The sequence below is a fragment of the Carnobacterium sp. CP1 genome, assembly GCF_001483965.1.
In the GTDB taxonomy this organism is placed as follows: domain Bacteria; phylum Bacillota; class Bacilli; order Lactobacillales; family Carnobacteriaceae; genus Carnobacterium_A; species Carnobacterium_A antarcticum.
Genome location: NZ_CP010796.1, coordinates 383,515 through 409,781 on the forward strand (window position 1 = coordinate 383,515; position 26,267 = coordinate 409,781).

Annotated in this window: 31 protein-coding genes; 30 read left to right on the plus strand and 1 reads right to left on the minus strand. The window is 35.3% G+C overall.

Going from position 1 to position 26,267, the window contains the following annotated elements; translation table 11 throughout:
• Nucleotides 1-25: 25 nt before the first annotated feature.
• The 15 genes from NY10_RS02055 (at nucleotide 26) to NY10_RS12555 (ending at nucleotide 12,501) form a co-directional block, all read left to right on the plus strand.
• Complete coding sequence (locus NY10_RS02055) at nucleotides 26-1,246, plus strand: phage portal protein (RefSeq protein WP_058918430.1); 1,221 nt, start codon at nucleotides 26-28, stop codon at nucleotides 1,244-1,246.
• Complete coding sequence (locus tag NY10_RS02060; protein WP_058918431.1) at nucleotides 1,224-1,943, plus strand: head maturation protease, ClpP-related; 720 nt, start codon at nucleotides 1,224-1,226, stop codon at nucleotides 1,941-1,943. The genes NY10_RS02055 and NY10_RS02060 overlap by 23 nt, the downstream gene beginning before the upstream one ends.
• 56 nt (nucleotides 1,944-1,999) lie before the next feature.
• A complete protein-coding gene (locus NY10_RS02065) occupies nucleotides 2,000-3,199 on the plus strand; it encodes a phage major capsid protein (RefSeq protein WP_058918432.1) in 1,200 nt (399 codons plus the stop codon).
• Between the two features lie 17 nt (nucleotides 3,200-3,216).
• Complete coding sequence (locus tag NY10_RS12390; protein WP_082664154.1) at nucleotides 3,217-3,339, plus strand: HeH/LEM domain-containing protein; 123 nt, start codon at nucleotides 3,217-3,219, stop codon at nucleotides 3,337-3,339.
• 2 nt (nucleotides 3,340-3,341) lie between these two features.
• Entirely contained in the window at nucleotides 3,342-3,653 is a 312-nt protein-coding gene (locus NY10_RS02070; RefSeq protein WP_058918433.1) for a head-tail connector protein, read from the plus strand.
• Nucleotides 3,643-3,993: a phage head closure protein gene (locus NY10_RS02075; RefSeq protein ID WP_058918434.1), complete on the plus strand. Its 351-nt coding sequence runs from the start codon at nucleotides 3,643-3,645 to the stop codon at nucleotides 3,991-3,993. The genes NY10_RS02070 and NY10_RS02075 overlap by 11 nt, the downstream gene beginning before the upstream one ends.
• Nucleotides 3,990-4,358 carry an HK97-gp10 family putative phage morphogenesis protein gene (locus NY10_RS02080; RefSeq protein ID WP_058918435.1) on the plus strand — a complete coding sequence of 123 codons (369 nt, stop codon included), beginning with the start codon at nucleotides 3,990-3,992 and terminating at the stop codon, nucleotides 4,356-4,358. The genes NY10_RS02075 and NY10_RS02080 overlap by 4 nt, the downstream gene beginning before the upstream one ends.
• Nucleotides 4,358-4,780, plus strand: coding sequence for a hypothetical protein (locus NY10_RS02085; protein ID WP_058918436.1), 423 nt, complete (start codon nucleotides 4,358-4,360; stop codon nucleotides 4,778-4,780). Before NY10_RS02080 ends, NY10_RS02085 begins: the two co-directional genes overlap by 1 nt.
• A 21-nt stretch (nucleotides 4,781-4,801) precedes the next feature.
• Nucleotides 4,802-5,365: a major tail protein gene (locus NY10_RS02090; RefSeq protein WP_058918437.1), complete on the plus strand. Its 564-nt coding sequence runs from the start codon at nucleotides 4,802-4,804 to the stop codon at nucleotides 5,363-5,365.
• Between the two features lie 111 nt (nucleotides 5,366-5,476).
• On the plus strand, nucleotides 5,477-5,794 hold the full coding sequence (gpG, locus tag NY10_RS02095; RefSeq protein ID WP_058918438.1) for a phage tail assembly chaperone G: 318 nt from the start codon (nucleotides 5,477-5,479) through the stop codon (nucleotides 5,792-5,794).
• Nucleotides 5,795-5,817: 23 nt separating this feature from the next.
• On the plus strand, nucleotides 5,818-5,982 hold the full coding sequence (locus NY10_RS12550) for a hypothetical protein (RefSeq protein WP_156413253.1): 165 nt from the start codon (nucleotides 5,818-5,820) through the stop codon (nucleotides 5,980-5,982).
• 17 nt (nucleotides 5,983-5,999) lie between these two features.
• Nucleotides 6,000-10,049, plus strand: coding sequence for a phage tail tape measure protein (locus NY10_RS02100; RefSeq protein WP_058918439.1), 4,050 nt, complete (start codon nucleotides 6,000-6,002; stop codon nucleotides 10,047-10,049).
• Nucleotides 10,046-10,750 carry a hypothetical protein gene (locus NY10_RS02105; protein WP_058918440.1) on the plus strand — a complete coding sequence of 235 codons (705 nt, stop codon included), beginning with the start codon at nucleotides 10,046-10,048 and terminating at the stop codon, nucleotides 10,748-10,750. The genes NY10_RS02100 and NY10_RS02105 overlap by 4 nt, the downstream gene beginning before the upstream one ends.
• Nucleotides 10,750-12,324, plus strand: a complete 1,575-nt coding sequence (locus tag NY10_RS02110; RefSeq protein WP_058918441.1) for a phage tail spike protein — start codon at nucleotides 10,750-10,752, stop codon at nucleotides 12,322-12,324. The genes NY10_RS02105 and NY10_RS02110 overlap by 1 nt, the downstream gene beginning before the upstream one ends.
• Nucleotides 12,325-12,336: 12 nt before the next feature.
• Complete coding sequence (locus NY10_RS12555; RefSeq protein ID WP_156413254.1) at nucleotides 12,337-12,501, plus strand: hypothetical protein; 165 nt, start codon at nucleotides 12,337-12,339, stop codon at nucleotides 12,499-12,501.
• On the opposite strand, the gene NY10_RS02115 is transcribed toward NY10_RS12555, so the two are convergent.
• Nucleotides 12,485-13,273 carry a DUF4393 domain-containing protein gene (locus NY10_RS02115; protein WP_058918442.1) on the minus strand — a complete coding sequence of 263 codons (789 nt, stop codon included), beginning with the start codon at nucleotides 13,271-13,273 and terminating at the stop codon, nucleotides 12,485-12,487. The two genes, NY10_RS12555 and NY10_RS02115, sit on opposite strands and share 17 nt — an antisense overlap.
• Nucleotides 13,274-13,387: 114 nt before the next feature.
• On the opposite strand from NY10_RS02115, the gene NY10_RS02120 reads away from it, so the two are divergent.
• The 15 genes from NY10_RS02120 to NY10_RS02190 all read left to right on the plus strand — a co-directional run bounded on the left by NY10_RS02120 (nucleotide 13,388) and on the right by NY10_RS02190 (nucleotide 25,355).
• Nucleotides 13,388-14,974 (plus strand): hypothetical protein, encoded by a 1,587-nt coding sequence (locus NY10_RS02120; protein WP_058918443.1) that lies wholly within the window; start codon nucleotides 13,388-13,390, stop codon nucleotides 14,972-14,974.
• The gene (locus NY10_RS02125; protein WP_058918444.1) at nucleotides 14,971-15,222 is read left to right on the plus strand and encodes a YomQ N-terminal domain-containing protein; all 252 of its coding nucleotides are present in this window, start codon (nucleotides 14,971-14,973) and stop codon (nucleotides 15,220-15,222) included. Before NY10_RS02120 ends, NY10_RS02125 begins: the two co-directional genes overlap by 4 nt.
• 15 nt (nucleotides 15,223-15,237) lie before the next feature.
• Entirely contained in the window at nucleotides 15,238-15,381 is a 144-nt protein-coding gene (locus tag NY10_RS12560) for a hypothetical protein (RefSeq protein WP_156413255.1), read from the plus strand.
• Nucleotides 15,382-15,522: 141 nt separating this feature from the next.
• Nucleotides 15,523-16,518 (plus strand): acyltransferase family protein, encoded by a 996-nt coding sequence (locus tag NY10_RS02130; protein WP_058918445.1) that lies wholly within the window; start codon nucleotides 15,523-15,525, stop codon nucleotides 16,516-16,518.
• Between the two features lie 101 nt (nucleotides 16,519-16,619).
• Entirely contained in the window at nucleotides 16,620-16,790 is a 171-nt protein-coding gene (locus tag NY10_RS12650) for a hypothetical protein (protein WP_058918446.1), read from the plus strand.
• 200 nt (nucleotides 16,791-16,990) lie between these two features.
• Nucleotides 16,991-17,611, plus strand: a complete 621-nt coding sequence (locus NY10_RS02140; RefSeq protein WP_058918447.1) for an SEC-C metal-binding domain-containing protein — start codon at nucleotides 16,991-16,993, stop codon at nucleotides 17,609-17,611.
• A gap of 275 nt (nucleotides 17,612-17,886) precedes the next feature.
• Entirely contained in the window at nucleotides 17,887-18,264 is a 378-nt protein-coding gene (locus NY10_RS02150) for a hypothetical protein (protein WP_058918449.1), read from the plus strand.
• An 11-nt stretch (nucleotides 18,265-18,275) separates the two neighbouring features.
• Nucleotides 18,276-18,539 carry a phage holin gene (locus tag NY10_RS02155; protein WP_058918450.1) on the plus strand — a complete coding sequence of 88 codons (264 nt, stop codon included), beginning with the start codon at nucleotides 18,276-18,278 and terminating at the stop codon, nucleotides 18,537-18,539.
• Entirely contained in the window at nucleotides 18,539-19,534 is a 996-nt protein-coding gene (locus NY10_RS02160) for a LysM peptidoglycan-binding domain-containing protein (protein WP_058918451.1), read from the plus strand. Before NY10_RS02155 ends, NY10_RS02160 begins: the two co-directional genes overlap by 1 nt.
• Nucleotides 19,535-19,632: 98 nt before the next feature.
• Entirely contained in the window at nucleotides 19,633-20,259 is a 627-nt protein-coding gene (locus NY10_RS02165) for a hypothetical protein (RefSeq protein ID WP_058918452.1), read from the plus strand.
• 116 nt (nucleotides 20,260-20,375) lie between these two features.
• Nucleotides 20,376-21,137 carry a hypothetical protein gene (locus NY10_RS02170; protein WP_058918453.1) on the plus strand — a complete coding sequence of 254 codons (762 nt, stop codon included), beginning with the start codon at nucleotides 20,376-20,378 and terminating at the stop codon, nucleotides 21,135-21,137.
• A gap of 792 nt (nucleotides 21,138-21,929) precedes the next feature.
• Nucleotides 21,930-23,030, plus strand: a complete 1,101-nt coding sequence (locus NY10_RS02175) for a lipoprotein (RefSeq protein WP_058918454.1) — start codon at nucleotides 21,930-21,932, stop codon at nucleotides 23,028-23,030.
• Between the two features lie 55 nt (nucleotides 23,031-23,085).
• Nucleotides 23,086-23,820, plus strand: coding sequence for a hypothetical protein (locus NY10_RS02180; RefSeq protein WP_058918455.1), 735 nt, complete (start codon nucleotides 23,086-23,088; stop codon nucleotides 23,818-23,820).
• 181 nt (nucleotides 23,821-24,001) lie between these two features.
• Nucleotides 24,002-24,376: a CDP-alcohol phosphatidyltransferase family protein gene (locus NY10_RS02185; protein ID WP_231726756.1), complete on the plus strand. Its 375-nt coding sequence runs from the start codon at nucleotides 24,002-24,004 to the stop codon at nucleotides 24,374-24,376.
• A 415-nt stretch (nucleotides 24,377-24,791) separates the two neighbouring features.
• Complete coding sequence (locus tag NY10_RS02190) at nucleotides 24,792-25,355, plus strand: NADPH-dependent FMN reductase (protein WP_058918456.1); 564 nt, start codon at nucleotides 24,792-24,794, stop codon at nucleotides 25,353-25,355.
• Nucleotides 25,356-26,267: the final 912 nt, after the last annotated feature.

A 26,267-nucleotide genomic window follows, 5' to 3' on the forward strand; every position in this document is an offset into this window, starting at 1 on the left:
ATTAGAGAGGTGGTGAGAAAAATATATGGCATATTTTAAATCAATACAAGGTAACGTTGGCTATGATGACTACATCGAATCGGTGTTAGCTGGTAGCAACACACCACAGTATGTCGGACTGTCCGCCTTAAAAAACAGTGACATACTAACTGCAGTATCTATTATCGCGGGAGATATAGCTCGCTTCCCAATAATCAAAAAAGACTTAGACGACAATATTGTTCAAGATGAAGAGTTGAGTTACTTATTGAATGTTCGATCAACATCAAATGCTACTGCGAGGGCATGGAAATTCGCCATGACGGTAAATGCTATTTTAACCGGAAATTCTTATTCAAGAGCTTTACGAGATCCAACAACAAATAAAATTATTCAATATGTATTTTATCGTCCTTCAGAAACTTTAGTAGAAGAAGATGTGGATACACATAGATTAACTTACACATTTACTGACTCTGCTACTGGAAAAGTATTTAATTGCAACGATAACGATGTTGTTCATTGGAAATTTTTTACGCATGACACAGTTACCGGACGTTCCCCTCTCTTATCACTTGCTGACGAGATAGCATTGCAAGAAAACGGAGTAGATACTCTTAAAAAGTTTTTTAAAAGTGGTTTTTCTAGTGGGATATTGACGATGAAAGGCGCTCAATTGAATAAAGAAGCTAGAAAAAGAGCTAGAGAAGAATTTGATTATATGCGTGAAGGCTCAACTGGAGGAAGCCCATTAGTGATGGACTCTACACAAGAATTTTCTCCTTTGGAAATCGATACAAACGTTCTTCAACTTATTAACTCAAATAATTATTCGACAGCTCAAATTGCTAAATGTTTACGTATACCCGCATATAAGTTAGCAGTGAATAGTCCTAACCAATCTGTCAAGCAGCTTAATGAAGATTATATAACAAATGATCTTCCTTTTTATTTTGATGCCATTACAAGTGAACATGGGCTTAAGAATTTTGGTGAAACGGAACGTAGAAAATACCGGTTAGTGTTTGATACGAGAGCAGTTACTGGAAGGAATGTAGAAGAAGTCATTAAGCTTTATAATGGCGGAATTTACACTGGAAATGATGCACTGGTTGATCTAGGTAAATCTCCGGATACAGATCCTAACATGAAAAGAAGAAAGGCCAGTTTGAACTATGTTTGGGCTGACAAGGTTGAGGAGTACCAAGATAAAAGGAACGGACAAAAACAAGTGAAGGGTGGTGATGAACAAGATGATAAAGATTAACTTGAAAGGTCCAATTGTAAACGATAGTCAAAAACGTATATATGATTGGATGGGTATGGATGCGGTATGTCCTAAAGATATCTCCGATAACTTACCAGATAATGGAGAAGAAATTGAACTAACCGTAAATTCACCTGGGGGGATAGTGGATGCTGGAAGTGAAATCTACACTGCTCTTAGAGAATATACAGGCCAAATAACAGCTAAAGTCGTTGGTATGGCAGCAAGTGCTGCTTCAGTAGTTATTATGGCAGCTGACACGGTTAAAATATCACCAACAGCAAGAATAATGATTCATAACGGCTGGAGATACGCTGAAGGTGACCATAGAGACATGGAATCAGCAAAAGAGGCTTTAACAACAGCTGATAAAGGTATCAGAAGTGCCTATATCAGTAAAACGAAGTTATCAGAATCAGAAATAACTGAACTGATGAATAAGGAAACTTACATGGATGCGCAAAAAGCATTAGATTTAGGTTTTGCAGACGAAATTATGTTTCAAGAAGATGCGATAGCTTTAGCTGCAAGTGTAGAAAATGGCCTTTTGTCTGAAACAGCTATAAATAAAGTTAGAACTATTATGGCTAAAGAAAGTGACGAACCACCTTTTATTGCTCCTGCAGTTAATTTAGAAGAAATTGCTCAAATGAAAAACGAGTTATTAAAAGAAGAAATATTAAATAGTTTGTACTAGATATTCGAAATATTATCGGATGTCTATTTTTTTACCAAAAATTAGGAGGAAAATATATGTTTAACGAAAAAGTAGAGGCTTTAAAAGCTAATATCAAGGAATTATCAGCAACAATTAATACTCAAAAAGGTGAAATCACAGCTAAGTTAAACGCTGAAGATTTAGAAGGCGCTAAAAATATTAAGGATCTACGCGAAGAAAACAAAGCGAAGTTAGAAACAGAGAAAGCGACGTTAGCAACTTATGAAGCTGCACTAGAACCAGATGGTGTATCGAATGAATCAGATGGAACTAAAAAGGTTGTTGGTGATCCAACTGATGAATATCGTAATGCGATTAATAATTTTATCCGAACAAAAGGTTACGATGTTAATGGTTTGAAAATGGAAGGAAAAGATGAAGCTATTGTTCCATATTCTGTTATTAAGAATGAAATTACTCCAACAACAGATGGGATTGTTAAACAAGATACTAAACTTGTTACTTCTGATGATACTTCATACATTCCCAGCCATGAAGTAAATACAGTAGTTGATTTGAAACGTTTCACTCGCTTAATTCCTGCCAAAAAAGGTAAAGGATCATATCCTGTTTTGAAATCAGCGACCACAAAAATGATCAGTGTAGCTGAGTTAGAAAAGAATCCTAAACTAGCAAAACCTGAATTTGATAACGTAGATTGGACAGTCTTAACTTATCGTGGTGCCATTCCGTTGTCTCAAGAATCAATTGATGATGCAGATGTTGATTTAATTAGTTTAGTAAATGAAAACGTCAATGAAATCAAACTCAACACAACAAACTCAGCCGTGGCAACAGTTATGAAAACATTTACTGCTAAAAACATCTCTGATTTAGATGATTTAAAAGCGATCCAAAACGTAGAACTAGATCCTGCATATGTAATTTCTTACGTTGTCTCTCAATCATTCTACCAATTCTTAGATACAGTAAAAGATGGTAATGGTCGTTACTTATTGCAAGACTCTATCATCAGCCCCACTGGAAAAGTTTTTTCTGGTCACCCTATTTTTGTTATTAAAGATGAAGAATTTGGAGCAGCTGGAGACAGCAAGGCATGGGTAGGAGACATGAAACGCGCTATCTTATTTGCAGATCGTAAAAATTTAGGGCTACGTTGGGCAGACAATGAAATCTATGGTCAATACTTGCAAGCTGTTACTCGTTTTGATGTAAAAGTAGCTGATAAGAAAGCTGGCTTCTTCTTAACTTACACAGCACCAGTGGGGGAGTAACACCGCCACAATCAAGAGTGGCGGCAGTAGACTATAACAGCCTGACTGTTGTTGATTTAAAAGCTTTGCTTGATGAAAGAGGCATTGAGTATAAATCAGGTGATAACAAAGCAGCATTAATTGCATTGTTGGAGGGATAGACATGAATTTAACACCGGATGAACTCCAAAATTTGAAACTTTATTGCAAAGTGGATCATGACTTTGAAGATGATTTGTTAATGGAAATGGTTGAGGGAGTAGAATTGCAAATTTGCGATGCGATTGAGCAAGGTTCTGCTCCTCAATCTTTTTTAAAGGATGCACGATTTTCATTGGCTGTAAAAAAACAAGTGAAAGAAGAATATGAACACCGTGGTTTATCTGCTGATTCTGAACGCTATCCATTGGCTAATGGTGTTTTAAACATTATCCACCAATTGCGCTACAGAAAGGTTGAGATAAATGATCACTAGAAATATGAATGAACGTATTACTTTTTTCGTTATTAAAAATGGCCAAAATGAAGATGGTGAAGTTATTCCTGGACAAAAAGAAGAATTGTTTACTTGTTGGGCAGAGGCTAGCAAAGCTACTGTTAAAGAATTTAGAGAACGGACCACTCAAGACATGGCCGGTGAAGGAATCAAGAAACGGAAAGACACCATTATCTTTAATATCCGTTACCAACAAAAACGAGTAGTTGATTCAACTATGATGATTGTTTTTAGAGGGAATGACTACGAAATATTAAATGTTGAAACAGACTTTATGAGAAAAGATTTTAGTATGATAAGCGCGGTGATGATCGAATGACAACCGGAACAAATGATCTTCTTGCTAACCTTACGAAGCTGCAGCTAAATAATAAAAGTGCAGCGCGTAAAGCGGTAGATGAGGGAGCGCAGTTGTTTGCTAAGAATTTAACGGCAAATACACCAATCGGTGAAACGGGAGAGATGGCTGCAAGTGTAGAAGTTTCTGGTTTTAAAGGCGCTAATCAAGGTTTAATTGAAAAAGATATCGGATATAACCATGCCGTCGGGAATCGAGTTCACTATCCAGACACGGGAACAATTTACCAAAGCGCTCAGAACTTTGTTGAACAGACCATTAATCAATCTACACCGCAAGTGCAAGAAATATACAGAGAACAAATCATGAAGGGGTTGAAGCTATAATGTTGGCCGAAACAAGAGCTTATCGTTTATTGGCGAATGATAGTGAACTCAATTCTCTTTTTGATGCATTGAGAGGCGGTAAATTTGATAAAACAGGTCAGTATATACAAGGAATATTCCTTGATGACATTCCTGATAACTTCAAAAAAGTAGAATCCGCTCCTTTTATGCGAATAAATCCGATCGATGAAAATCCAGCAATTTATTCAGATGATGAAAACCTTGCTGAGGAACAAACGATACAGATTGACTGGTGGTGCACGTCGGCTAGTCAATCGCTACAAATAAAGAAACTTGTCGATAAAATTTTAAAAAGAAATGGACACATTCAATATTATTCAAAGCGATATAAAGACCCTGATATTAACCTCAAAATGAACGTGAGGAAATATCGGGTCTTTGATTTTGACTTAGAAAACTAAAAATAGAAAGAGGTAGAAAAAATGGGAAAAGTAAAATTTGGTTTAAGTGCAGTAGAATACGGGAAAGTTGATTCTGATAACACGGTAAAAGTAACGAACAAGTTGCCGGGAGTAAAAACAGCGAAGATCAATATCACAAATGAATTAGTAACGGTTATGGCTGATGATGGTCCAGATGCAGTTCTATCAGGAGGCATTACAGATACTCAATTAGAGCTAGCCGTTTTAGATTTAGCTTCTACAGCTCGTGTTGATTTCTTTGGAATCACGATTGAAAAAGGAGTAGAAAAATATAACAAAAACCTAACTCCTAACGACATTGCGATTATGTTTAAAACGAAAATGGAAGACGGGAAAGCCGTTTGGTTCGGTCTTTTGAAAGGTAAGTTCAATATCCCTGGTTTCGATGGAGCGACAAAAGAAGGAACGCCTGCACCAACTACTGATGCTACTACTGGTCAATTTGTTGCTCGTGGAGATGAAGAAGAAGGCGATATTTTATATATCGGTCGTGAAGATAATGAAGACTTTGTCTTTGAAGACTTCAAGAAAATGGTATTCCCAAGCACTCCGGTGTTGCCCTGAACCTCCTCTTTTTAAAGAAGAGGAAGAACCAGAAGAAGAAATAACAGAATAAACGTGAAAGGTTAGTCATTTGACTAGCCTTTTTTATTTGAAATATAGGAGGAAAAAAAGATGGTAGCAATTGAATTGACGATTGATGGAAAAGTTAAGAAGTTTGAAAAGAAAGAGCTGTTCATACGAGAAAACATTGCTGCGATGCAGTTTAGTTTTAAGCAAAACAAATACTTAAATAAAGAAGATCAAACAGAAGAAGATATTGAAGAAAATCAAACAAATTTTGCTGACTTTATTTCTTATGTCTTCAATCGAGAGTTTACAGCAGAGGAATTTATCAATGGTTGCACCATAAAGGATTCAAAAAAAGCTGAAAATATTTATATCGAATGCCTTGGAGGAAAAAGCGACGACGAAAAAAAGGACCAAGCCTAACCATTGAGGAAGGCTATCAAAAAATGAAAGAACTCATTAATAGTCTGATTAAAAGTGGCTATAAGCTTCCGGAAATATACGGAATGACATTAGCTGATATCGACTTCCTAATAGAAGTTTCAAATGTTGAAGAAACCAAAGAAGAGGAGTTGGTAACGCTAGATCAGGCGTTCCCATTCCTGTTTTAAAAGAAAGGAGGTAAATAATGAATGGTAATTTAGGCCATATAGCAGCAACAGCCACATTAAATATTGACCCGTTTCAACAAAGTACCAGAGTATTAGGGACACAAATCCGATCGCTGGATAAAGCTTTGAAAGCACAAGAAACAGCCTTTAAAAATAGCGGGAAATCAATAAATAGCATGAAAGCGACTTATACCCAAACCGGACAAAGTGCTAAAGCATATAGTGCTTTATTAACCCAACAAAAAGCGAAATATGATGAACTTAAAAAAGGCATTGGTGATGTGAGCAAAGCCACTGCTGGCCAAAAGACAGATTTATTAAGTGCTGAGGCAGCAATGAACGGAACTGCAAGTAAGCTAGAAACACTTACTGGAAAATATAACGACTTAGGAAAAACGATTGCTATTCAAGAATCGAATTGGACTAAAGTTGGAACCAGTTTACAAGCTATTGGCGACAAAGGGAAGAAAATCGGCGATGGACTAACCAGTTTTGGGAACAAGTGGACCGTTGGCGTGACAGCACCTATTATCGCAGGGGTTGCAGGAAGTGTTAAAGCTGCAATAGATTTCGAATCAGCTTTCGCAGGAGTAAAGAAAACAGTTGATGAAGTAGTCGATTCAAACGGTATTGTCGTTATTTCTTATAAGGAACTATCAAAGGGCATAAGAGAAATGTCAAAAGAATTGCCTGCTAGTGCTGTAGAAATATCAAACGTGGCTGAAGCGGCTGGACAATTAGGTATCCAAACAGAAAATGTTCTTTCTTTCTCTAAAACGATGATAGATTTAGGTGAATCTACAAATATGGGAGCAACTGAAGCTGCAACTGCATTGGCTAGGTTTGCAAACATAACGGGACTAAGTCAAGATAAGTTCTCTAATTTAGGCTCTGCAATCGTGGATTTAGGAAACAACTTTGCTACTACTGAAAGTGAAATAGTAGCAATGTCTCTTAGGCTGGCCGGTGCAGGTGCACAAATTGGACTTAGTGAAGCAGACATACTAGGACTTTCAGCGGCGTTAAGTTCTGTAGGCATAGAAAGTGAAGCAGGTGGTTCTGCTTTCAGTAAAATTATGGTGAATATGCAATTAGCTGCAGCAAAAGGTGGGCAAGAATTAGAAGACTTTGCAAACATAGCTGGAATGAGTGCTGCTGACTTTAAAAAAGCCTTTGAAACTGATGCTGTTGGAGCAATTGGGGCATTCGTTGAAGGATTAGGAAAAGCTGAAGAAAAAGGAACGACAGCAATAGAGTTATTAGATGAGATGGGTATTTCAGAAGTTCGCTTACGTGATGCTCTTTTGCGTGCAGGTAATGCAAGCGAGTTGTTTGGTGGTGCTGTTGAAATGTCTAATAAAGCGTTTAGTGAAAACACGGCTCTAACTGAAGAAGCAAGCAAACGTTACGAAACAACCGAATCAAAACTGAAAATATTAAGAAATCAAGTAACAGATACAGCTATTGAGTTTGGTGGTCCTTTTGTAGATGCTTTAAGAAACGGATTAGAAGCTGCTGAACCATTAATTCAAACTCTAGGAAACTTAGCTCAATCCTTTAGTGAAGCTAGTCCTGAAATGCAAGGTACTATCGTCAAAGCGTTAGCGTTCACTGCTGCAATAGGTCCAGCAAGTAGTATTCTAGGGAAGTTTATCAGCATTGGTAGTGGCGGACTGTCTATGATGGGAGGGCTTGCTAAACATTTTGGAGTAGTAAGTGGAACGGCTAAAGCTAGTTCTGCAGCATTTGAAATTGCGGCTGATGGAACATTGAAACTATTAGGTGGAACAGAAGCTTTGAGTGCTGGGATGGTAGGTGCTTCCGGAAGCTCTGCTGGTTTAATTGCTTCGCTTGGTGCCATTGCCCCAGCTTTACTAGTGGTAGGCGGCGTAGTTGCTGCAGGAGCGGTTGTCTGGAAAGTATGGGGAGAAGATGCATGGAAAGCAGGGGAGCGAACACGTAAGTGGGGCACCGACGTTGGTGAAAGTGCAGACAAAGCCTTGAATGAATTCCAAACAATGTCTGATGAAGCCAGCCTTGCCACTGATTTGATGGCTTTCAATATAGAAGAAGGAACCACTAGAGCTGTTGGTGCTTATGAGGGCATGTCTAACAGCATTAAAGAAGACATTCAAGAAACGATCTCTGAAACAGAAGAAGGATTGGCTGGTCTACCTGAATCAGTAAGAAAAATTGTCGGAGAGTCAATGACAGAGGGAATGGCTGAACAGACCAAAATGATCGCTGAAGTGGATAAAATACAATCAGCGATTACAGGAATATATGAAAATGCATTAGCTGAAAATAGAGAAGTAACCGATGCTGAATTAACCGTCATAGAAAACTATCATTCTCGATTAGCTGAAATCAGAAGTGAAACACTTCAACTGAGTGCTGAAGAACAACGAAGTGTGCAGGCCGTTATGGCTAATGATCTGAAAGAATTTTCTGCTGAACAGTTAAGGCAACGTATAGAAATGTTACATGAAGAAAAAACAGCTATTCAAGCTGGTTATGCTGAACAAGCTGCACTATTAGAAGAGCAACGAACAAGCGGGAAAATTAGTGGACAGGAGTACAATGATGCGATGTCTGCTTTACGTATTTCTGAGTTAGAAGACTTGAAAGAAATAGGCGCTGAATATATTAAAGTTTGGGAAGAACAAGGTAATGTTCCTGTGGAAGTTCAGAAGAAAATGCTTGCTGATATGGGACTTAATTATGATGAAATTCAAGCTAGAATCGAATTAGCTAACCAGAAAATAGACCAATCGAATCAAAGCATGATTGAATCATCAAAAGGTGCTTCTGAAGAAGTTCGTGAAGCGAATGAAGCTTGGAACGGTATGATACTTGATGAAAAAACCGGTGAAGTTAAAACAAACCTTGATGAAGTTATTACTGAAGCCAGCCAGTCTGAAGAAGGTTGGAACAATCTTGAATTTATCATGCAAAACGCTGAATTAGATACTAACGCTAAAGAAAAAATTATGGAAGCGTTAATGGCTAATGGTAAATGGTGGGAAATGGACTTCCCTACTCAATTCGCAGACGTCGAAACAAACGCTGGGGAAACCGCAACTTATTTCTTGCAGTCAAATTATGATTGGGAAAATATGGAATACAAAGATCAGATGGCTATTTTAAATACCAATACCCCCGAAATGCTTAAACAAGCATTAATGGATACAGGTGTTTGGAATAATTTGAGTCCATCTGAACAAGAGATGATCATGACTACCACAGCTGGCGCTGCTGCAAAACAAGCATTAATCGCAACAGGTCAATGGGATTCTTTAAGCCCAAAGCAAAAAGAAATGGTTGTGACAAGTAATTCCACACAGAAAGCATTAGAAGGCGTTCAAGCTGCTAGTAGTTGGAACGGTAAAGAGTGGGTACCCAAAGATATCCGAGTCGAGACAAACGCAGCAACAGTTGCTAGTTCTGCTCAAAGGTCGATAGACGGAGTGGTTGGTAAAACAGTTACGATTAAAACCATTAAGGAAAATATTACCAGCTACCAAACCATTCAAAAGGGAGGTTTAGGTGGACCTAGATTAGCTAAAGGAACGAATTTCCATATTGGTGGGCTTGCTACATTAGGTGACGGTGGAAATCATGAGCCTTATTTAACTCCGCAAGGTGAATTTGGTATTTCTCCTAATGTAGATACCCTATTTAATTTGCCAAGAGGAACTAAAGTTTGGCCGACAATAGAAAAGTTCAAAGCTGCAATACCTAAATTTGCAAATGGCACTGATATTGCTGACACAAAAATAATGAACACATTAAGCATGATGAGCAACGTTACTAGAAACAACGGTAATAGACAATCTCCCGCAAACAATTCTGAAACGGCGCGAGAATCGTCCTCTCAAACAGTGATAAATCAGTTAGTTGATGGTCAAAATGCTTTAACCACTATGATGAGTCAATTAATTAATAATAGTGGTAAACCTATTTACTTTAATTTTAATGGTAAACAATTTGGTCAGCTATTAGTTCCTATTTTAGATCAACAAGATGGCCAAAGAATACAAGATGCTGAAGGGAGGATATTTATTTGAGATTAGGAATAAAAATTGATGAAATAGATTTGTTTAAAGAATATAGAATTAATGTTGAATCAAGAAGTATCGGCAATCCAGACAAAAACAAAATACTGGAAGAGATTCCGTTTTCGAATAAACTTCTCGACTTCAGCGAATTGTATGGAGAACAAACTTATACAGAAAGACCTATATCGTATGTTCTGAATTTAATCGGCACACAACCCACAAGGGAGTCAGCTTATTATTTGCAAACGATCATGACCAATCTGTTAATGGAGAAACAACAATTCAAATTGTATGACGATATCTTCCCCGGCTACTTTTTTTTAGCTGAAGTAAGGGAAGGTACCGCATTTGAACCGATCGTCTATGCGGGTAAGTTGCAGGTCAACATGACAGCTTATCCGTACAAAATTAAAGAAGCTCGTGAAGGCAGCCCTTACTGGGATGATTATTCCGAGTTGGATTATTACCAGGAGTCAACGTATACGATCAACGGGTCCAAAACGATTGAATTGATGAATAATGGAATGGCTTCGGTGGTTCCCAAAGTAACCTGTTCCGCTCCAATGGCGGTCAAAAAAGATACGGTTCAGATTAATTTTCCAAAAGGCACGAATGAATCATTGGATTTTGTTATCAATAAAGGTATGAACCATTTGACAGTGACCGGCAATGGCACGATCGACTTCGAGTTTCATAAGGAGTTGATTTAATGTATCGCGTTACTTTTCATGAAGATATTAACGACAAAAAAAGCACCATCATACACTATCCGAACATTGAGCAAATAAAGTTAACTAGCGGGAATGTAGGACAAGGAGTCAATGTGGTCAATTCTTTTACGTTTACTTTAAACATGAAAAACCCGGCCTACAGCAAAATTAAACCCAGAAAGTCGCTGCTGAATGTCTACAACACGAAGACCGGAAAAGATGAGTTTAACGGGTATGTTTTGCGGTTGAACAGCACGATGGCGGCTAACGGAATGTACAACAAATCGTTTACTGCAGTCGATGGATTGAATTATTTAAAAGAGACCAGCCAACCATTTGCTGAAATACACAATAAGACACCAAAAGAATTTCTTCAAATCGTTATTGATAATCATAACGCCAGCACCGACAACCATAAGAAATTTATATTAGGTACGGTCAACGTTACGAATTCAACAGATAACGTTTACCGCTTTTTAAGCCAAGACATGAATACATTTGATACTATTTTTGACAAGCTCGTGGATCGCTTAGGTGGAGAAATAAGAACGAGATTCGTTGATGGCCAATGGTATTTAGACTGGATGACGGTTATTGGTGAGGAGAAGACAACTGAAATAAGAGTTGGCAAAAACTTAAAGTCGCAAGATCGTGACGAGGACACAGAGACCGTTGCTACTCGCTGGTACATTTATGGTGCTACGATTGAAGCAGAAGAAGGCGCTGAGGTATCAGACGTCTCTAGGCCACGAATCAGCATCAGCAGTGTTAACGGTGGCAAAGCCTATATTGATGATGTAAAAGGAATTGAACAATTTGGCATTATTGCTGGAATAAAGGTATTTGACGATGTGAATCAGCCGAACATTCTGTTGACGAAAGGCAAAGAATTCGTTAACACCTATAAGCAGGTGACCATCAGTAATCAAGTGTCCGCTTATGATTTGTCATTGATTGGGAAAGATATTGATGCTTATGAAGTTTATAATTCATATCCGTTAAATAATCCTGGCATAACGGAAAAAGAAACTGTCCGGATCGTAGAAAAAAGAATCGATATCAATAACCCGCAATTGAATACTTTAACGATTGGCGATAAATACCAAACCGCAAGCCAGTATCAAGCAGATATGAAAAAGTCGCAAAAGTCTTATGAAGGTCTACGGACTATGGTGGCCAATCAAACGCAAACGATTGGAAACTTAAAAACGCAGATAGCGAATGTTGGCGAAATAGTCGATGTAATCAATCTTGAAATTGGCGAGGCTGACATACCAGGTTTAAAGCAAGCAGTAAATAACCTGAATGATGTGGTAGATGCGCTAAATGATTCTATTGGCAGTATTCCCGTTTACGACGTGGCCACCGTTTATAAAGATGGTTTAATGAGCTCTCAGAATGTCATCAAACTCAATTCATTGCAGCACTACGATAAAGCAACTGGATTGACTGATGGATTGATGGCGAAAGAAGATAAGCAAAAATTGAATAGAATCTTAGCAAATCAGTCGATTGATCTAGATCAGTTTATGGCTGATTTTTTAGCGTTGAAAGAATTGGTTGAGGGAATTTAGAGGAGGGATTAGATGAGTATATTTATTTATTCATTAATATTAATAGCTATTTCAGTTACCGTCTCAACAATCATAAATATAATAATCATGAGACAGGTTGCTGAAATAGCTGCTAAAGAAGTTGGGAAAATTGAAGAAAGAATTAAAAGGTTTCTAGAACTTATGACTCAGAAATAACAATTTTTGCAAATTGTTTTCCTAGAGGACTTATTGCTACGTTCCCTCTAATTATAGTTAATACTTCAAAAGTATATTCTCCCACACTTATTGGAAGCTTGGATTTTTCATCTTTAAAATAAGTAGTTTTTTCAAATTCCTCATATTTAAATTCGTTGTCAGGAGATACTAACGCAATATCTGGAGAAATTTTAACAAGCCCAAATCTTTCCAGATTATTTAAGGAAACTTGTTCCGTAAATTTTATATTATTCCCTAAAATTATATTTTCGATATCATTAAGATTGAAATCGCCATTCTCGGTTTGTAATTTTAAAGAAACTAATGGTAATGTCTCGGATTGGTGCATCTCTTTAAATAATGAAGCATCTTTTGGAGATAAATCTTTTAGAATTGTCGAAAAAGAAGGATGAACAAGTTGGTTAACTTCTGAATCTACAGTAGCGGAAATTAAGTTAGCGAACATTTCTCTTAATTCTTCTGAATCTAGCTGATAGGCTGCATCTTCGACTGCTTTGTATGCCAATCCAATTTTTTCTGAACTCCTGTTTTCGATAGGGACGGCAGCAGTTTTGTTTCTCACTTTTTGAGTAAAGTCTTCCAATTCTGCATCCTTAACTATGTTGTATCTAACTAATGGACCTAGTACTTTATGTGCAATTCCTTTAAACGCTTGTCCAACTAAATTAGCTGAAGGGTTAAGCAATTCTTCTTTAGTTGATTCTGGTAAATCAGGTATTAAATTTATATTAACAAGCTTATTATCAGTCATGTTTTTCACCTCACTTTCTAAGGAAAGTATACCAAACTAAAAATTAAATAACACAATATTTTAAGGGTTACCAATAAGGTAGGCCTTTTTATTATGCAAAAAAGGAGTGATTTAATGTCAGCAAAAGAGACGATCAAACGAATCGTTGATAGTTTTAATAGTAAACCACATTTAAAAGATAAAACCCGTGAAATGGGCGAAGGTTTGATGCTAGGCGCAAGTCTGGCAGATGATGCCAACGAATTATCTAAAGATGTGCAAGCACAAGTTGACCAGTTAGTCGTTGAGGGTGATTCGTCCGTTGAGGCAGCACAAGCAAGGGTGGACGCAAGCGGTAGAGCATACACCACTTTAAAGAAAAGATTAGACGAAAAAGAACAAGAAACTACCGCGCAGTTTCAACAAACTAAAAGAAATATTAGCATAACGCCTGACGATTTTACCGGCTTAACAGATTCGGAAAAGATAACTAATGCATATGCATTCGCGCTAGAAAATAAGATACCCAATATTAGGTTAAACCGGACGTATGACTTAACAGGCGGTAGTGTTTTTTTGCCGGAAGGTGATTGGATTGGCGAAGTAGGTTTTATAGATGGACATTTAGTTAAATATGACAGTGGGTATATGTTCACAAGAGCTTCAACCTCTAACGGCATCAATAGCCCGATGTTTCATCACGTGAGATTTACTGGTGATCCTGAAGGGAAAACAATTATATCAGATGGAGATAAAATGATTAGGCACGCTTTTTACTCATGTTATTTCAAATATATTAGTGGAATAAAAACAACCAAATATACTCAATCTTTGCGGATAATCAATTGTGAGGGATCGTTATTCACTTCCCCTTTCATTGAATCTCCACATAATTTGGATACAGTGATAGATGGCGGACGCATGGAATCTTCGATGGAACCTTTGATAGAAGCTTTGTCAACAGAATTAACATCTTACGCTTGTACTAATCTACGGATTAATAATTGTGTAATCGAAGGATATACACAAAAATGTCCTATTCGTCTTTCGTCAGCAATTGGACTAGACATCAGTCGAAACTATTTCGAAAAAAACATGCACGATATCGAGCTTGTACAAACAACAGGGTTAAAAAATGTTATTGGAAATATTAAGTTGAATAGTTTTTGGGGAGCAATGAAAGATTTAAATATCTCTATAGCAATCGGATTGAATATTGATCGTATGCGGATTGAGGATAACACTTCCAATATGCAACTCTCAGATACAAAAGCATTGATGAATCGTATGCCTGGATATTATGAAAACAACTATATGTTAGGCGGAAACGTATTTTTGAAATCTCTTTTAGTGCAACCACAAGACATTAATTTAAAAGCTAATAGAAGTTTGGAACCGTTTATTTCTGGAACAACGTTAAATGGATGGTCCGGTAAAGTCGAATATGCAAAAAACGATTTAGGTCAAGTATTGTTTAAAGCTAAATTAACTGCTGGAACCGTTTCGGGATCAACAGCTTTGTGCTTAATCCCTTCGGGTTATAGACCTTTCGTAAGAGTTTTTTTTGGTGGATTTAATGTAACTAAAGGTCTCGCTCTCAGCGATATGTTTATTCATACTAACGGAAATATATATCTTAACACATCTTCCGTTAATGTCTCTACAGGTGATTCGATCGAATTCAGCTTCATAATTTATACGGAGCAAGGAGGTACATCATGAAAATTCAAATATATAAAGTAAATGAAGAAGGTTTTTTGATAGATATAAAAACTGTTCTATTAGATCAACCAAAAGAAGAAGATTGGATTTATACAGAAATGCCCAACGGGTTATATAAAGCTAAATGGGATGGTGAAAAATGGCTAGAGGCGGGAAAGGAACCGGATCAAACGCCCAAACTTCCCTCATTGGAAAAACGGTTAGAAACAGCAGAAAATACAATATTAAGCTTGTTATTCATGGCATAGAAAGGAAGAAAGGAGATGAGTGATATGTACGGGTTTTTATTGAATATGTGGATTATGAATCGTATTGATAGTAGTTATTTAGATGTAATGGTTGAAAAGAAATTCATTACATTAGAAGAAAAAGAAATGATCATTGCGACACCTCGGGTTGAAAAGTAGAACAAAATTTCCATCTGAAATTAAAAAAGGTACAGACAAACAAATCAATGGCAAACAGATACTGATACTAAAAACTTCCTAATTATATTATGTTATACTATCAACAGTTTGACATAATATAATTAGGGGGTTATAAAGCAAATGGTTAACAATTCTTCTCAGATCACAGAAAGAAATTATATTTACTCTTTAAAAGGACTCGCAATCATCAGTATTGTATCTGCTCATTGTGCCACTGTTTTCAGAGATACCAATCAACTAAATGTACAGTTTTCATGGATATTGGAACAGATAGGTAGTGTAGGTGTGGGTATATTTTTTATTATATCTGGCTATTTATTTTATCGAAATAAATACACTATTAAGACCTATTTCAAACGAAAAGTAAACACTATATTGATACCGTGGATAGTGACGGGAACAGTAGTTTATCTTTATATCGTATTGAGAAAAGGGGGAATAGAGTTTGGTGGTTGGGTAGACTTTATATTAGGGAACGGAAGCTATTTGTATTACCTAACTCTATTGGTCTTTTTTTATCTTTTATTTTTTTATACTTCAAAAAATAACGCTTTTGTTATCAGCACAATTGCAGTATCGTGCTTAAGTATTTTAATAACGGCAACGGGATTTATTGATGGGATAAATAACTTTTTGAATCCTTTAAATTTCATTGGCTATTTTAGTGTTGGTTTGATAATAGCCAGTAATAATTCTTTAATGAAATTAGGATACAGATGCAGTAAATATAAATTCTTTTTGTTATTTATGTATGTAGCTTTGTTAATTTTTATAAAACTATTTGATATTACATCCGGATACTGGGGTTATGCCACCTTGATTTTACAACCTATTGCAATTTCACTGGTGTTTGGACTAGCTACAATGAAATTTATGAACACTAAAGTTTTTCTAAATATAGGATTAGAATCTTTTAGTATCTATCTACTCCACATGCCAGTGGCAGGTCTAGTAACTTCTATTTTTAATCGGTATGATTTGTGGGCACTAACACTAGCAAGACCTTTGATTATTGTAGGAATCACTTTAAGTTGTATATTTTTATATAAATATATCGGAAGTAAATTTAAAGTCGATACTTACAGTAATTTGATTATTGGCACCCGACTAGTTTAAAGGAAATCAGAACCAAACTGCGCGGTAATGCGTATTAGTGTGTATTGATATTTATTAGCGAATAAATGATAATATGTATATCTCATTTAGGGGGTATACATATGGTTTCAAAAAGATTAAATATTACTGTTGAGGAAGAAATCTATGAAGAATTTCTTAAACACGCAAGTAAACAAGGTATAAAAGTTTCTACTTGGATTGGTGCTCAAATGAATCAATTCAATGATGAACAACAAATGTTAGAAGAATATCGTAAAGAGAAGCGCTCATAATTGAGGGCTTTTTATTTTACCGCGCAGTAATACAGATGAGTGGTTAAAAGTAGCTATAAACACTTATAAATCAATACTTGTGTCAATGATTTGGACAGGAACCAAACTGCGCGGTAACTGAAAAATAAGAATATAAAAATTAGACTCTCTTTTTATATTTAGTTAGTATATAATTAAATGAAAAAGAGAAGAGTGATATTTTGTTTCCATCAGTATGTGATAGTTGTGGTAATATTTTTTCAACGAACATTATTGGAATGTCAGGGGCAGGATCAGCTACTATAGTAATGAAAGGTAACAAAACAAATTGTCCGAAATGTGGCAATATGGCTAGAATATTAGACGGAACGTATGAAATGGTAAATAATATCATCAACATAATAAGTTCTCCTCAAAGACAATTTGAAGAATTAAAAACATTCTCTGAAATATTAAAAGAAGCCCAAAAAAATGGTTTTTCTGTTGATGAAATAGCTATTAAAACAAAAAAACAAACACCAGGATTATCGAGTCTAGTCGATCTTTTGCCAAAAAGCAGAGATGAAAAAAGAAGTGATATTCAATTTTGGATTAACATAATTTTAACTATTATTTTATTCATATTGCCTCGAATGTTAGATGGTGAAGTAACTGGAACTCAAAATATAAATACTGAACAAATTATAAACACTACTATAAATAATTACTATGATAATAATGAAGAAAGTATTAAGCCAATAGAACCAGTTAGAAATCAACCAACAATTAAAAATAAAATAGGCAGAAACGAAAAATGCCCTTGTGGTAGTGGGATAAAGTATAAAAAATGTCACAGTAAATAGAGGAGGAGTTTAAGTGAATCCTACTTTTATAGTTTTAGAATTCGGGACATTATTCAATTTTATTTCAATTGTAATGTTAATTTTGCTCATTATATCTTATATAAATTATATTAAAATATCAAAAAAACAGAAGATGAAGTTAGCTGAATTAGAAATTTTAATAAAAGAGATCAATCACCTGAACCAAACTGCGCGGTAACCGAAAATAAGAATGAAATGAAGATTCACTCAATTATGAGTGGGTCTTTTTATATTGAGAAAAGGAGTGACGAAATGTGAAAGAAGTTGAAGCGCCTAGCTTGGATAATCATGAAAAACGTATTTATAAATTGGAACAGTCGAATGAAGACATCCAGAAAAATATTAAAGAACTAAAAGATTCGGTCTTAATTAACCAAGCTCAATCAGCCGAACGTTCAAAAATTATGATGAGTCAGAATGAAAGTTTGATGAAGCAAAATGAACGATTATCAGAACAAATGGGTAGTGTATTCAACACGGTTACCACGACAAGAGAAAAAGAAGCTGAACGATCTAGTGAAATGAAGAAGCTAAGCACAGATACACGGATGAAGTTGCTTGCGATGGTTTTCGGTGGTGGTAGCGCAGGCTACTTAGTTATACAAACAATATTAAATCTATTAGGAAAGTAGGAGAAACAATAATGAAAAGTTTTAATTTTAAAGGAGTACCAACAAAAACGTGGGTACGCATTATCGGTTTATTCTTCATATTAATCAATCAAGTATCGGTTTCTATTTTCGAATTCCAATTGTTACCTTTTGGCGATGCTGAAATTTATGAAGGTGTGTCAACGATTCTTACTTTAGTCATTTCAATATTTGCTGGTTGGAAAAACAATTCACTGACCGCAGAAGCGCAATATGCTGACAACGTTTTGAAAGATATGAAAGGGGAGAACAAATAATGAGCGCATTAACAGAAAACTTCATTAATAAAGTTAAACCAGGAGCCATGCAGTTGTGGTCCATTTACAAAGTTTTACCATCCGTGGCCATCGCACAAGCAGCACTAGAAAGCTCGTGGGGTCAATCCGGTTTAGCTACCAAGTATAACAACCTATTTGGTATCAAAGGGTCATACGGAGGCAACGCAGCAAACATGGCCACGTGGGAAGTGTATGGTGGTGTCACTTATAATATCACCGCTAACTTTAGATCGTATCCGGATTGGGCAACCTCTATTAAAGACTACGGTGTGTTTTTAAATGTAAACAGCCGCTATAAGAATGCTTTAGAATTGACAGACTATAAAAAACAAATCAAAGCTATTCACGATGCTGGATATGCTACGGATCCACAGTATCAATTTAAAATCATTTCTATCATTAAAGCTAACAATTTAGTTCAATTCGACAAACAAGTATTAGGTGGCGCAGTAGCAGCGCCTAGCAAACCTGCACCAGAACCAGCTAAACCAACAAACGATAAAATTACTGGTGATAGCTACACGGTTAAATCAGGTGACACATTATCCGCTATTTCTAGCAAAAGCGGTGTGAGCGTGGGTAATTTGGCTGCATGGAACGGAATTAAAAATAAGAACGTGATCAGTGTTGGCCAGAAGCTAATACTTAAAGCACCAGTTGCGGCAGTACCGACCAAAACAGCAACGTATACCGTTAAAAGTGGAGATAACTTAAGCACTATCGCAGCTAAACACGGCACGACTGTTAAAGCGTTGCAGGATTTGAACGGCATTAAGAACGCAAACTTAATTAATGTTGGTCAAGTTATCAAGCTTTCAGGCGCCGCAGCTGCAGGCGGAACCTATACAGTCAAATCAGGTGATACTCTAAGTGGAATTGCTTTGAAAGTGGAATCAACTACTAAGCAGCTACAAGACAAAAACGGAATTAAAGATGCTAATAAAATTTATGTTGGTCAAAAGATTAAATATTAAGTATAGTAAAACCCTATCTCAATTAAGAGGTAGGGTTATTTTTTTGATGTTTTTACTGTATCATGATTAATAAATGTGATTGGAGGATAAATAACAAAATGATTCTAGGTAATTTAGTATATATGGTAGTTCGTGAAACATCAGGAACTGATTTTTGGTTAAATCTATTATCAACTATAAGTACATTTTCGGCAGTAATTATTTCTTTATTCTTTGCATGGGGGGAACGGAGATTAAGGAAACAACAAGAAAGAGACCACGATAACAAGATAAAAGAAATAATAAGTACTATGCTATCCAACGCAAATTCGAATTTTACGTTATATCAAGAAGAAATAAAAAAACAAATAAAACTATTTCCGTTATTGCCGCCTAAAGTTACAGCTTCTTTTTTTATTGAGAATGGAAAAAAACAATCAATATCACAATCTGCATTTGATAAAATAGAAGAGTATATTGATAAAAATATTGCTACTGATGCTTTAGCTGCTACTCATCAAATTAGTATATTAACAAGATTAGATATTAAGGATATTCCAATCGATATAATTAATGACTATAGTGAAGCTATTTCAAAATTAAATTTGCTAATAAAGTGGATAGAGGATATAAGAGATGGTCCTAAGTCATTGAGAGCTGAAGAATTTTTAAAAGACTTTGATCACTATTATACACCTACAGAAGAAGCAATAGGGAAAATAACTGCTACTTGTATCAAAACATAAACTTATTATGCGACATCTTTCATCCTTATATAATAACCAAAATTTATAATTCGACTTATGCATATTTTGTTTTAAAAATGTATATAATTGAAATGAAAGGAGCATCAGTATAAATAATGAATAATCAAGTGTTTTTAATAAAATTTATAGATAAAGAGTATCTTAAATCATTTCTTGATGGCGAAATTTATTTTCCGCTCTTAAAGACATTTTGGGATATAGAAATAAAAGAAGAAGATAAAATACGTGGAGATATCTATGAAGGGTACTTTTCAAAATTACTTCCAAAGGGGACTAAGGTAAGTATAAAGCAAGAAGAGAATGATGAATGGTTTGATTTTCCGATTACGGACATAGTACAGACTAAATTAAAAGGAGAATATGGTTATTTACCAATAGCTTGTTTTTCTTTAATAAAAGTAGAAGAATTATTTTTGCCTATAAAAAATAATAAAGTAATTATCAATCCTAATATAATTGAAGAATTGAAAAAGATAAAAGGAAAAAGAGAAATGGTAATTATTTCTAAAGAAGCATTTCTAAAAAAAATAAAAAATCAGTCGGAAATTGATGGATTAAAAAACGTTTCTAAAAGAGTTGACTACTATAATCATTTAAAAGATTCTAATATAAAGGAAGAAGAATTTGAAAAAGGATCATTAGAAGTAGTTTTTTCTAAACGTTTAGAATACGAATACCAAAGAGAGTTTAGGTTGCTCTATGATAATAAAATTTACACAGAAAACCAAGTACTTAAAATTGGTGACATTAGAGATATAACGATTAGTTTGGAAAACATTCCTTTAAATAAAATGAAATTAGAGTATATAACGGAAGACAAAATAGGAAATCCGAAAATCTTTCACCTAAAAAGATAGCCACATAAAAACAGAACTCCATTAAATGAAGTTCTGTTTTTGCCCTATTATGCTAAAAAGTATTAAGAAAAATTCTGCTCATATTCTGCTCACCTTGTAATTAAAAAGTAGCGAGAAACCTATATGGGATAAGGATTGTAGAGGTAGGTTTCAACCCCTTATCTTCCGTAACAAGCATTATTCTGCATTTTAATAACTCTGCTCCCATCCTGCTTATCTTTTTAGAGCTCTGATTCAGGGGGAGATGTATGTAAATTGTTCGTTGTGAGTTTTATTGTAAATAACGCTTAGTACTCATGAAATTCTAGTCTATAGAATTTTATGAGTATTTTTTAGATAAAAAAGTTAGCGCAATGAAAGTGATAATAAAATGAGAAAAGTGGGACAGATAGATAAAATAAAAAAAATCAAGTAGAAACTGGGAGATTCAACAATTTTTCAAAGAAATCGAATGAGCTTAAAAAAGATTTATTTGTTTAAAAGATATCATCTAAGCTTATTTTTCAGGGGATAACATTTGGTATAAAAATTAAAATACGGTACAATTAAATCAAATTTAATAGGTGAACAAAATGTGAATAATGAGAAAATGATTAAATGGTTGCAGAAGTTAAACTATATTTGTTGGGTTCATTGGACACAAAAAGGCAGGTGTGTGAAACCACAAGAGGGCTTAACAAACCAAGAAAATATTTTTTACACCTAAACAGCTAGTTAGAGAACAAATTATTATAAATCCTACCGGAAATAAAACACAACTGGAGAATGTGTGAATAAGGAGGTAGAGAGAAAATGAATAAAATGTTGGTGTTCATTGGTATTGCAGCTTTATTAGCAGGATGTGATTTAATAGGAAATACAAAAGATGAATCTTCTAGTCAAGAATCAAGTTCAATAATCAAAGCTAGTGATGATTCAGTTTCACAAACAGCTGCTGCATCTACTAGCGAAATGAATAGTGATGAAGAGAAGTCAGCGAAAGAAGTACTTTCGTTTGTGCCTCAAACAGATGAAATCAATAAAGGCCTAACCATTGAAAATGATGAAGTGTTGTCCACTTTACAGCAAATGGTGGAAGAAGACCAAGATATGGGATTTGATGATGATGTGACCATTATTTATTCTGGACAAACTTTTGGTAAAACTCCTAATTTGTCTGGTGTGTTTTTAATAGTTAACCGAACAGACATACCAATGAAAAACATGGAGTTTACTTATACATTTGGCGGTATTGATAGGAAACTCATCTTTGATAAGAAAGCCTTTAGATTAACGGAAGAAAATTTTGGAGTATTGGAGCCAAATACTGTAATGCCGATGTACTTATCTATTCCATCAGAAAGCGAAGCAGCTTTTGCAGCATTAGATGCGAAACAAGTCATTGAAGAAATAAATGCATTTAATTATGATATAGCTGATTCAAGCAGCGACTCTTCAGAGACTATAGATCAAGATCAGCTGTTTTTAAAACTGCCAAAACAAAATAGCGATAAAGGACAGACCATTGACAATAATCCATTAATGGCTGAGTTCAATCAATTAGTGATCGAACATCCTGAAATGGGTTTTGAAAATGATGTAACTGTTCTATATTCTCAACTGTATGATAAAACCGATAACGGAGTGCTAGCTTATTTCCTAGTTATCAATAAAACAATGGTGACAATGGAAGATATCAGTTTTAATTTCAGTTATGGAACCGAAAACAACGAAATGGTTTGGGATCAAGAGCCATATACAATGACTAAAGAAATATTTGGCGTACTGGAACCTAATGCAGTTATACCTATGACTTTAAGTGTTCCAGCTGATAAAGAAACCTTGTTTTTCTCCATCACCGAAGAAAACGTTCAGACAAGTGTAGATAAATTTAATTACCAAATCGTTAAATAAGAAAACAAAAAAGGATAGTGATTTTTAGATTTAATTGAATGGAGGAGAAAGAAAAATGAAAAAACTAATGGTGGTATTAGGGATAGCTTTTCTTATGGCAGGATGCGATTTAATGGGTGGTGGAAGCGATTCAACAGAATCGTCCTCTGCTGTTACGAGCGAATCAACAATTGAGAGCCAATCTTCTTCAGAAGTCAGTCAATCCTCAGTCAGTTCAGACTCTTCAATTAATGAATCTATGACCAGTTCGGATTCATCTACTACAGATACAACGAAAGGTGAAGGCGCAGGGGCAGGCGGAAATATTCAAAATCCAAAAAATGATTCTAGTGAAACTGCACCAATAGAAAACGATATTACCTTAGTTCCTCAAAAATCAGATATTGAAAATGGCTTTACTCTTGAAAGCGATCCAGTTCTACAAGAAATCGAAGCGAGAATACAAGGAGCCGATTCAGTTGGCATTCCCAATGATGTAGCTATTCATTTTACAGGTATGTATCTAGGTGAAGCAGGAAAAACACAAGCTATTTTTATACTTGTTAACCTGACTAAAATAGCTATGACTAATATTGAGTTGACAGTCAGTTTCAGCAATACATCAGGAGATGTCATCTTAGATAAAGCACCTTTTTCTCTTTCAGAAGATAAATTTGGAATTTTAGAGCCAAATACCGCTATGCCTATTTATCTAGATATCCCGGTAGAAGCCGAAGATACGTTCTACAATCTTCAAGATTTTAATGAAATGGTCTACTCCATTGACTCATTCGATTATGAAGAACGTTAAAAAACTATTCTTAAAATCTAGGCAAAAAGTGTACGCCAAGTGAATCACTCTTAAGAAAGGGAGTGATTCATTTTTTATGGGTTCTACACAATTTTATCCGAAAGCATATTAGGAGGATTAATAGGCTATTACGAATATATTAAATAAAGACTACTATTATTTACTAGGAGGTCGTTTTGATTTGTCATCATATAATAGAAGAGATTGGTTTACGATACCCAACATATTATCGTATATTCGTATATTATTGGTTCCGGTATTTATTTTTATTTACTTGAATGCAACTGAAACAAAGCATTTTCAATATGCTGCTTTAATTGTTGTTTTTTCTGGTTTGACTGATTTATTAGATGGATGGATCGCTCGAAAATACAACCAAATTACGGAGATTGGAAAGTTGTTAGATCCAATAGCTGATAAAATTACACAAGCAGCGATTATATTTTGTCTGATATTTCGTTATGATTACATGTGGTTGCTTGTTTTATTGTTTGTAGTGAAAGAATTAACCATGGGGATATGCAATGTAGTCCTTTTCAAAAAGGAAAGAAACTAGATGGAGCAAAGTGGTTTGGAAAAATTTCTACTGCTGTTTTTTATGGGTGTATGACCGGTTTAGTCGCATTTCCGATGATCTCTGATGGGACAGCAACACTTTTAATGAGTGTAACAGGATTTTTTTTATTTTTATCTTTTATTCTGTACGCAAAAGTTTTTACAGAAATGCTTCGATCGGTAAAAAAGTAAATCCGTTGTTCTACAAGGAACAGTCTATCAGACTGTATTCGCTGCTTATTACTTAAAGTACTGTTAAGTAATAATAACAATTTTTGTTTTTACTCTGTTAACCAATCAATTTAGTTGATTAGTGTAAGGATTTACGATACACTTACTTTATGTTAGCGATAAGATTTTGAAAAAGTTAACAGAATGCTGATTAAAATCAGAAAAAACCAAGGAGGAATAATGATATGACAAAAATTGGTATTATCACCGGAAGCACACGTCCAGGGCGCAATAGTTTACAAGTGGCTCAATGGGTAAAAGAGCTTGCTGACAAACGCGGGGATGCGGCATATGAAGTAATTGATATTGCAGATTATCATTTGCCAATGTATGCAGAACCTATTTCTGCGGCTTATAGCCAAGACTATCAAACGCCTGAAGCTAAACCATGGTCAGCAAAAATCGCTGAAATGGATGGTTATGTATTTATTACACCTGAGTATAATCACGGAATGACTTCTGCCTTAAAAAACGCCATTGACTATCTTTACCCAGAATGGAATAACAAAGCAGCTGGGATCGTCAGCTATGGTTCATCAGGCGGGGTTCGTGCTGCTGAGACATTACGTATTGTTCTTGCTGAATTGCAAGTAGCAGATGTACGTACGCATCCAGCAATGTCATTGTTTACTGATTTTGAAAATATGTCTGTTTTCAAACCAGCTGATTTGCATGCAGAAACAGTTGGAGTTATGTTAGATCAAGTAATAGCTTGGTCCAACGCATTAAAAACAGTTCGAGAAAAATAATTTTTTCATAACAAAGAAGCAAAAAAATTGTACTATAAAGAATTACTTGGTATTATAATAGTGAAGAGAAGGACAAGGTACAATGTCTTCTTTTCTAGAGTTGATTAAACTGACTCTAAGGTCAACAATGAAAATTGTTGTTGACTGAACCTTTGAGAATTCTATTTTAAGAAAAAAGTAAGCTTAAAGAGTAATAAAATAGAGTGATCGAAGGAAAACTTCATAGCGTGGCTAAGTTCCTGAAAAATGAACAAGTCAAGAAGAAGTAACTAAAACCCACATGAAAGAAACTAAAGTTCATGTGCCGAAAAGAACCAAGTTTTATTCTAGTGGGACTACTGCTAGAAACCAAGTAAAAAAATAGGAACTGGCTACAAAATGAAAGAAAGAGGGCTCAGCATTGATGAGCTCTCTTTTTTTACATAAAATCATACCATTTAAGTCTCTTTTCTTGCGGTTAAAGCGGATACATACTATACTTACAGTGTAGAGATAGAGGAGAAATAAACCTCATCTTTACGTCAGAGAACGAGCGTCAGTTGTTCTCAGGTTAATAGTTTTTCACTATTAACCAGCAGATGATTCTAAAGGAGTAGCACTAAGTTTTTACATTAAGCTATTCATCTAGAAAGAATCATCGACCGATACAACTTCATAATGTGGCGCGGTTCCTTTCTAGGACAAAGTCAATAAAAGAAGTTTAAACACGCAGCATCTAAAGCAGAAAAGCGATAGATAGCTTACTAGAATGGAATGAACCAACTGAAAAAGAGTTGGAGATAAACGACTAAGGAACTACGTTACAAAATGAAGCAGGGAGAGCCTAAAAATTTGGGCTCTTCTTTTTTTGGATTTATAGCTCTTTTTAATAAGCAGACATACATAAAGTAAGCGAATGGATTGACATGAAAT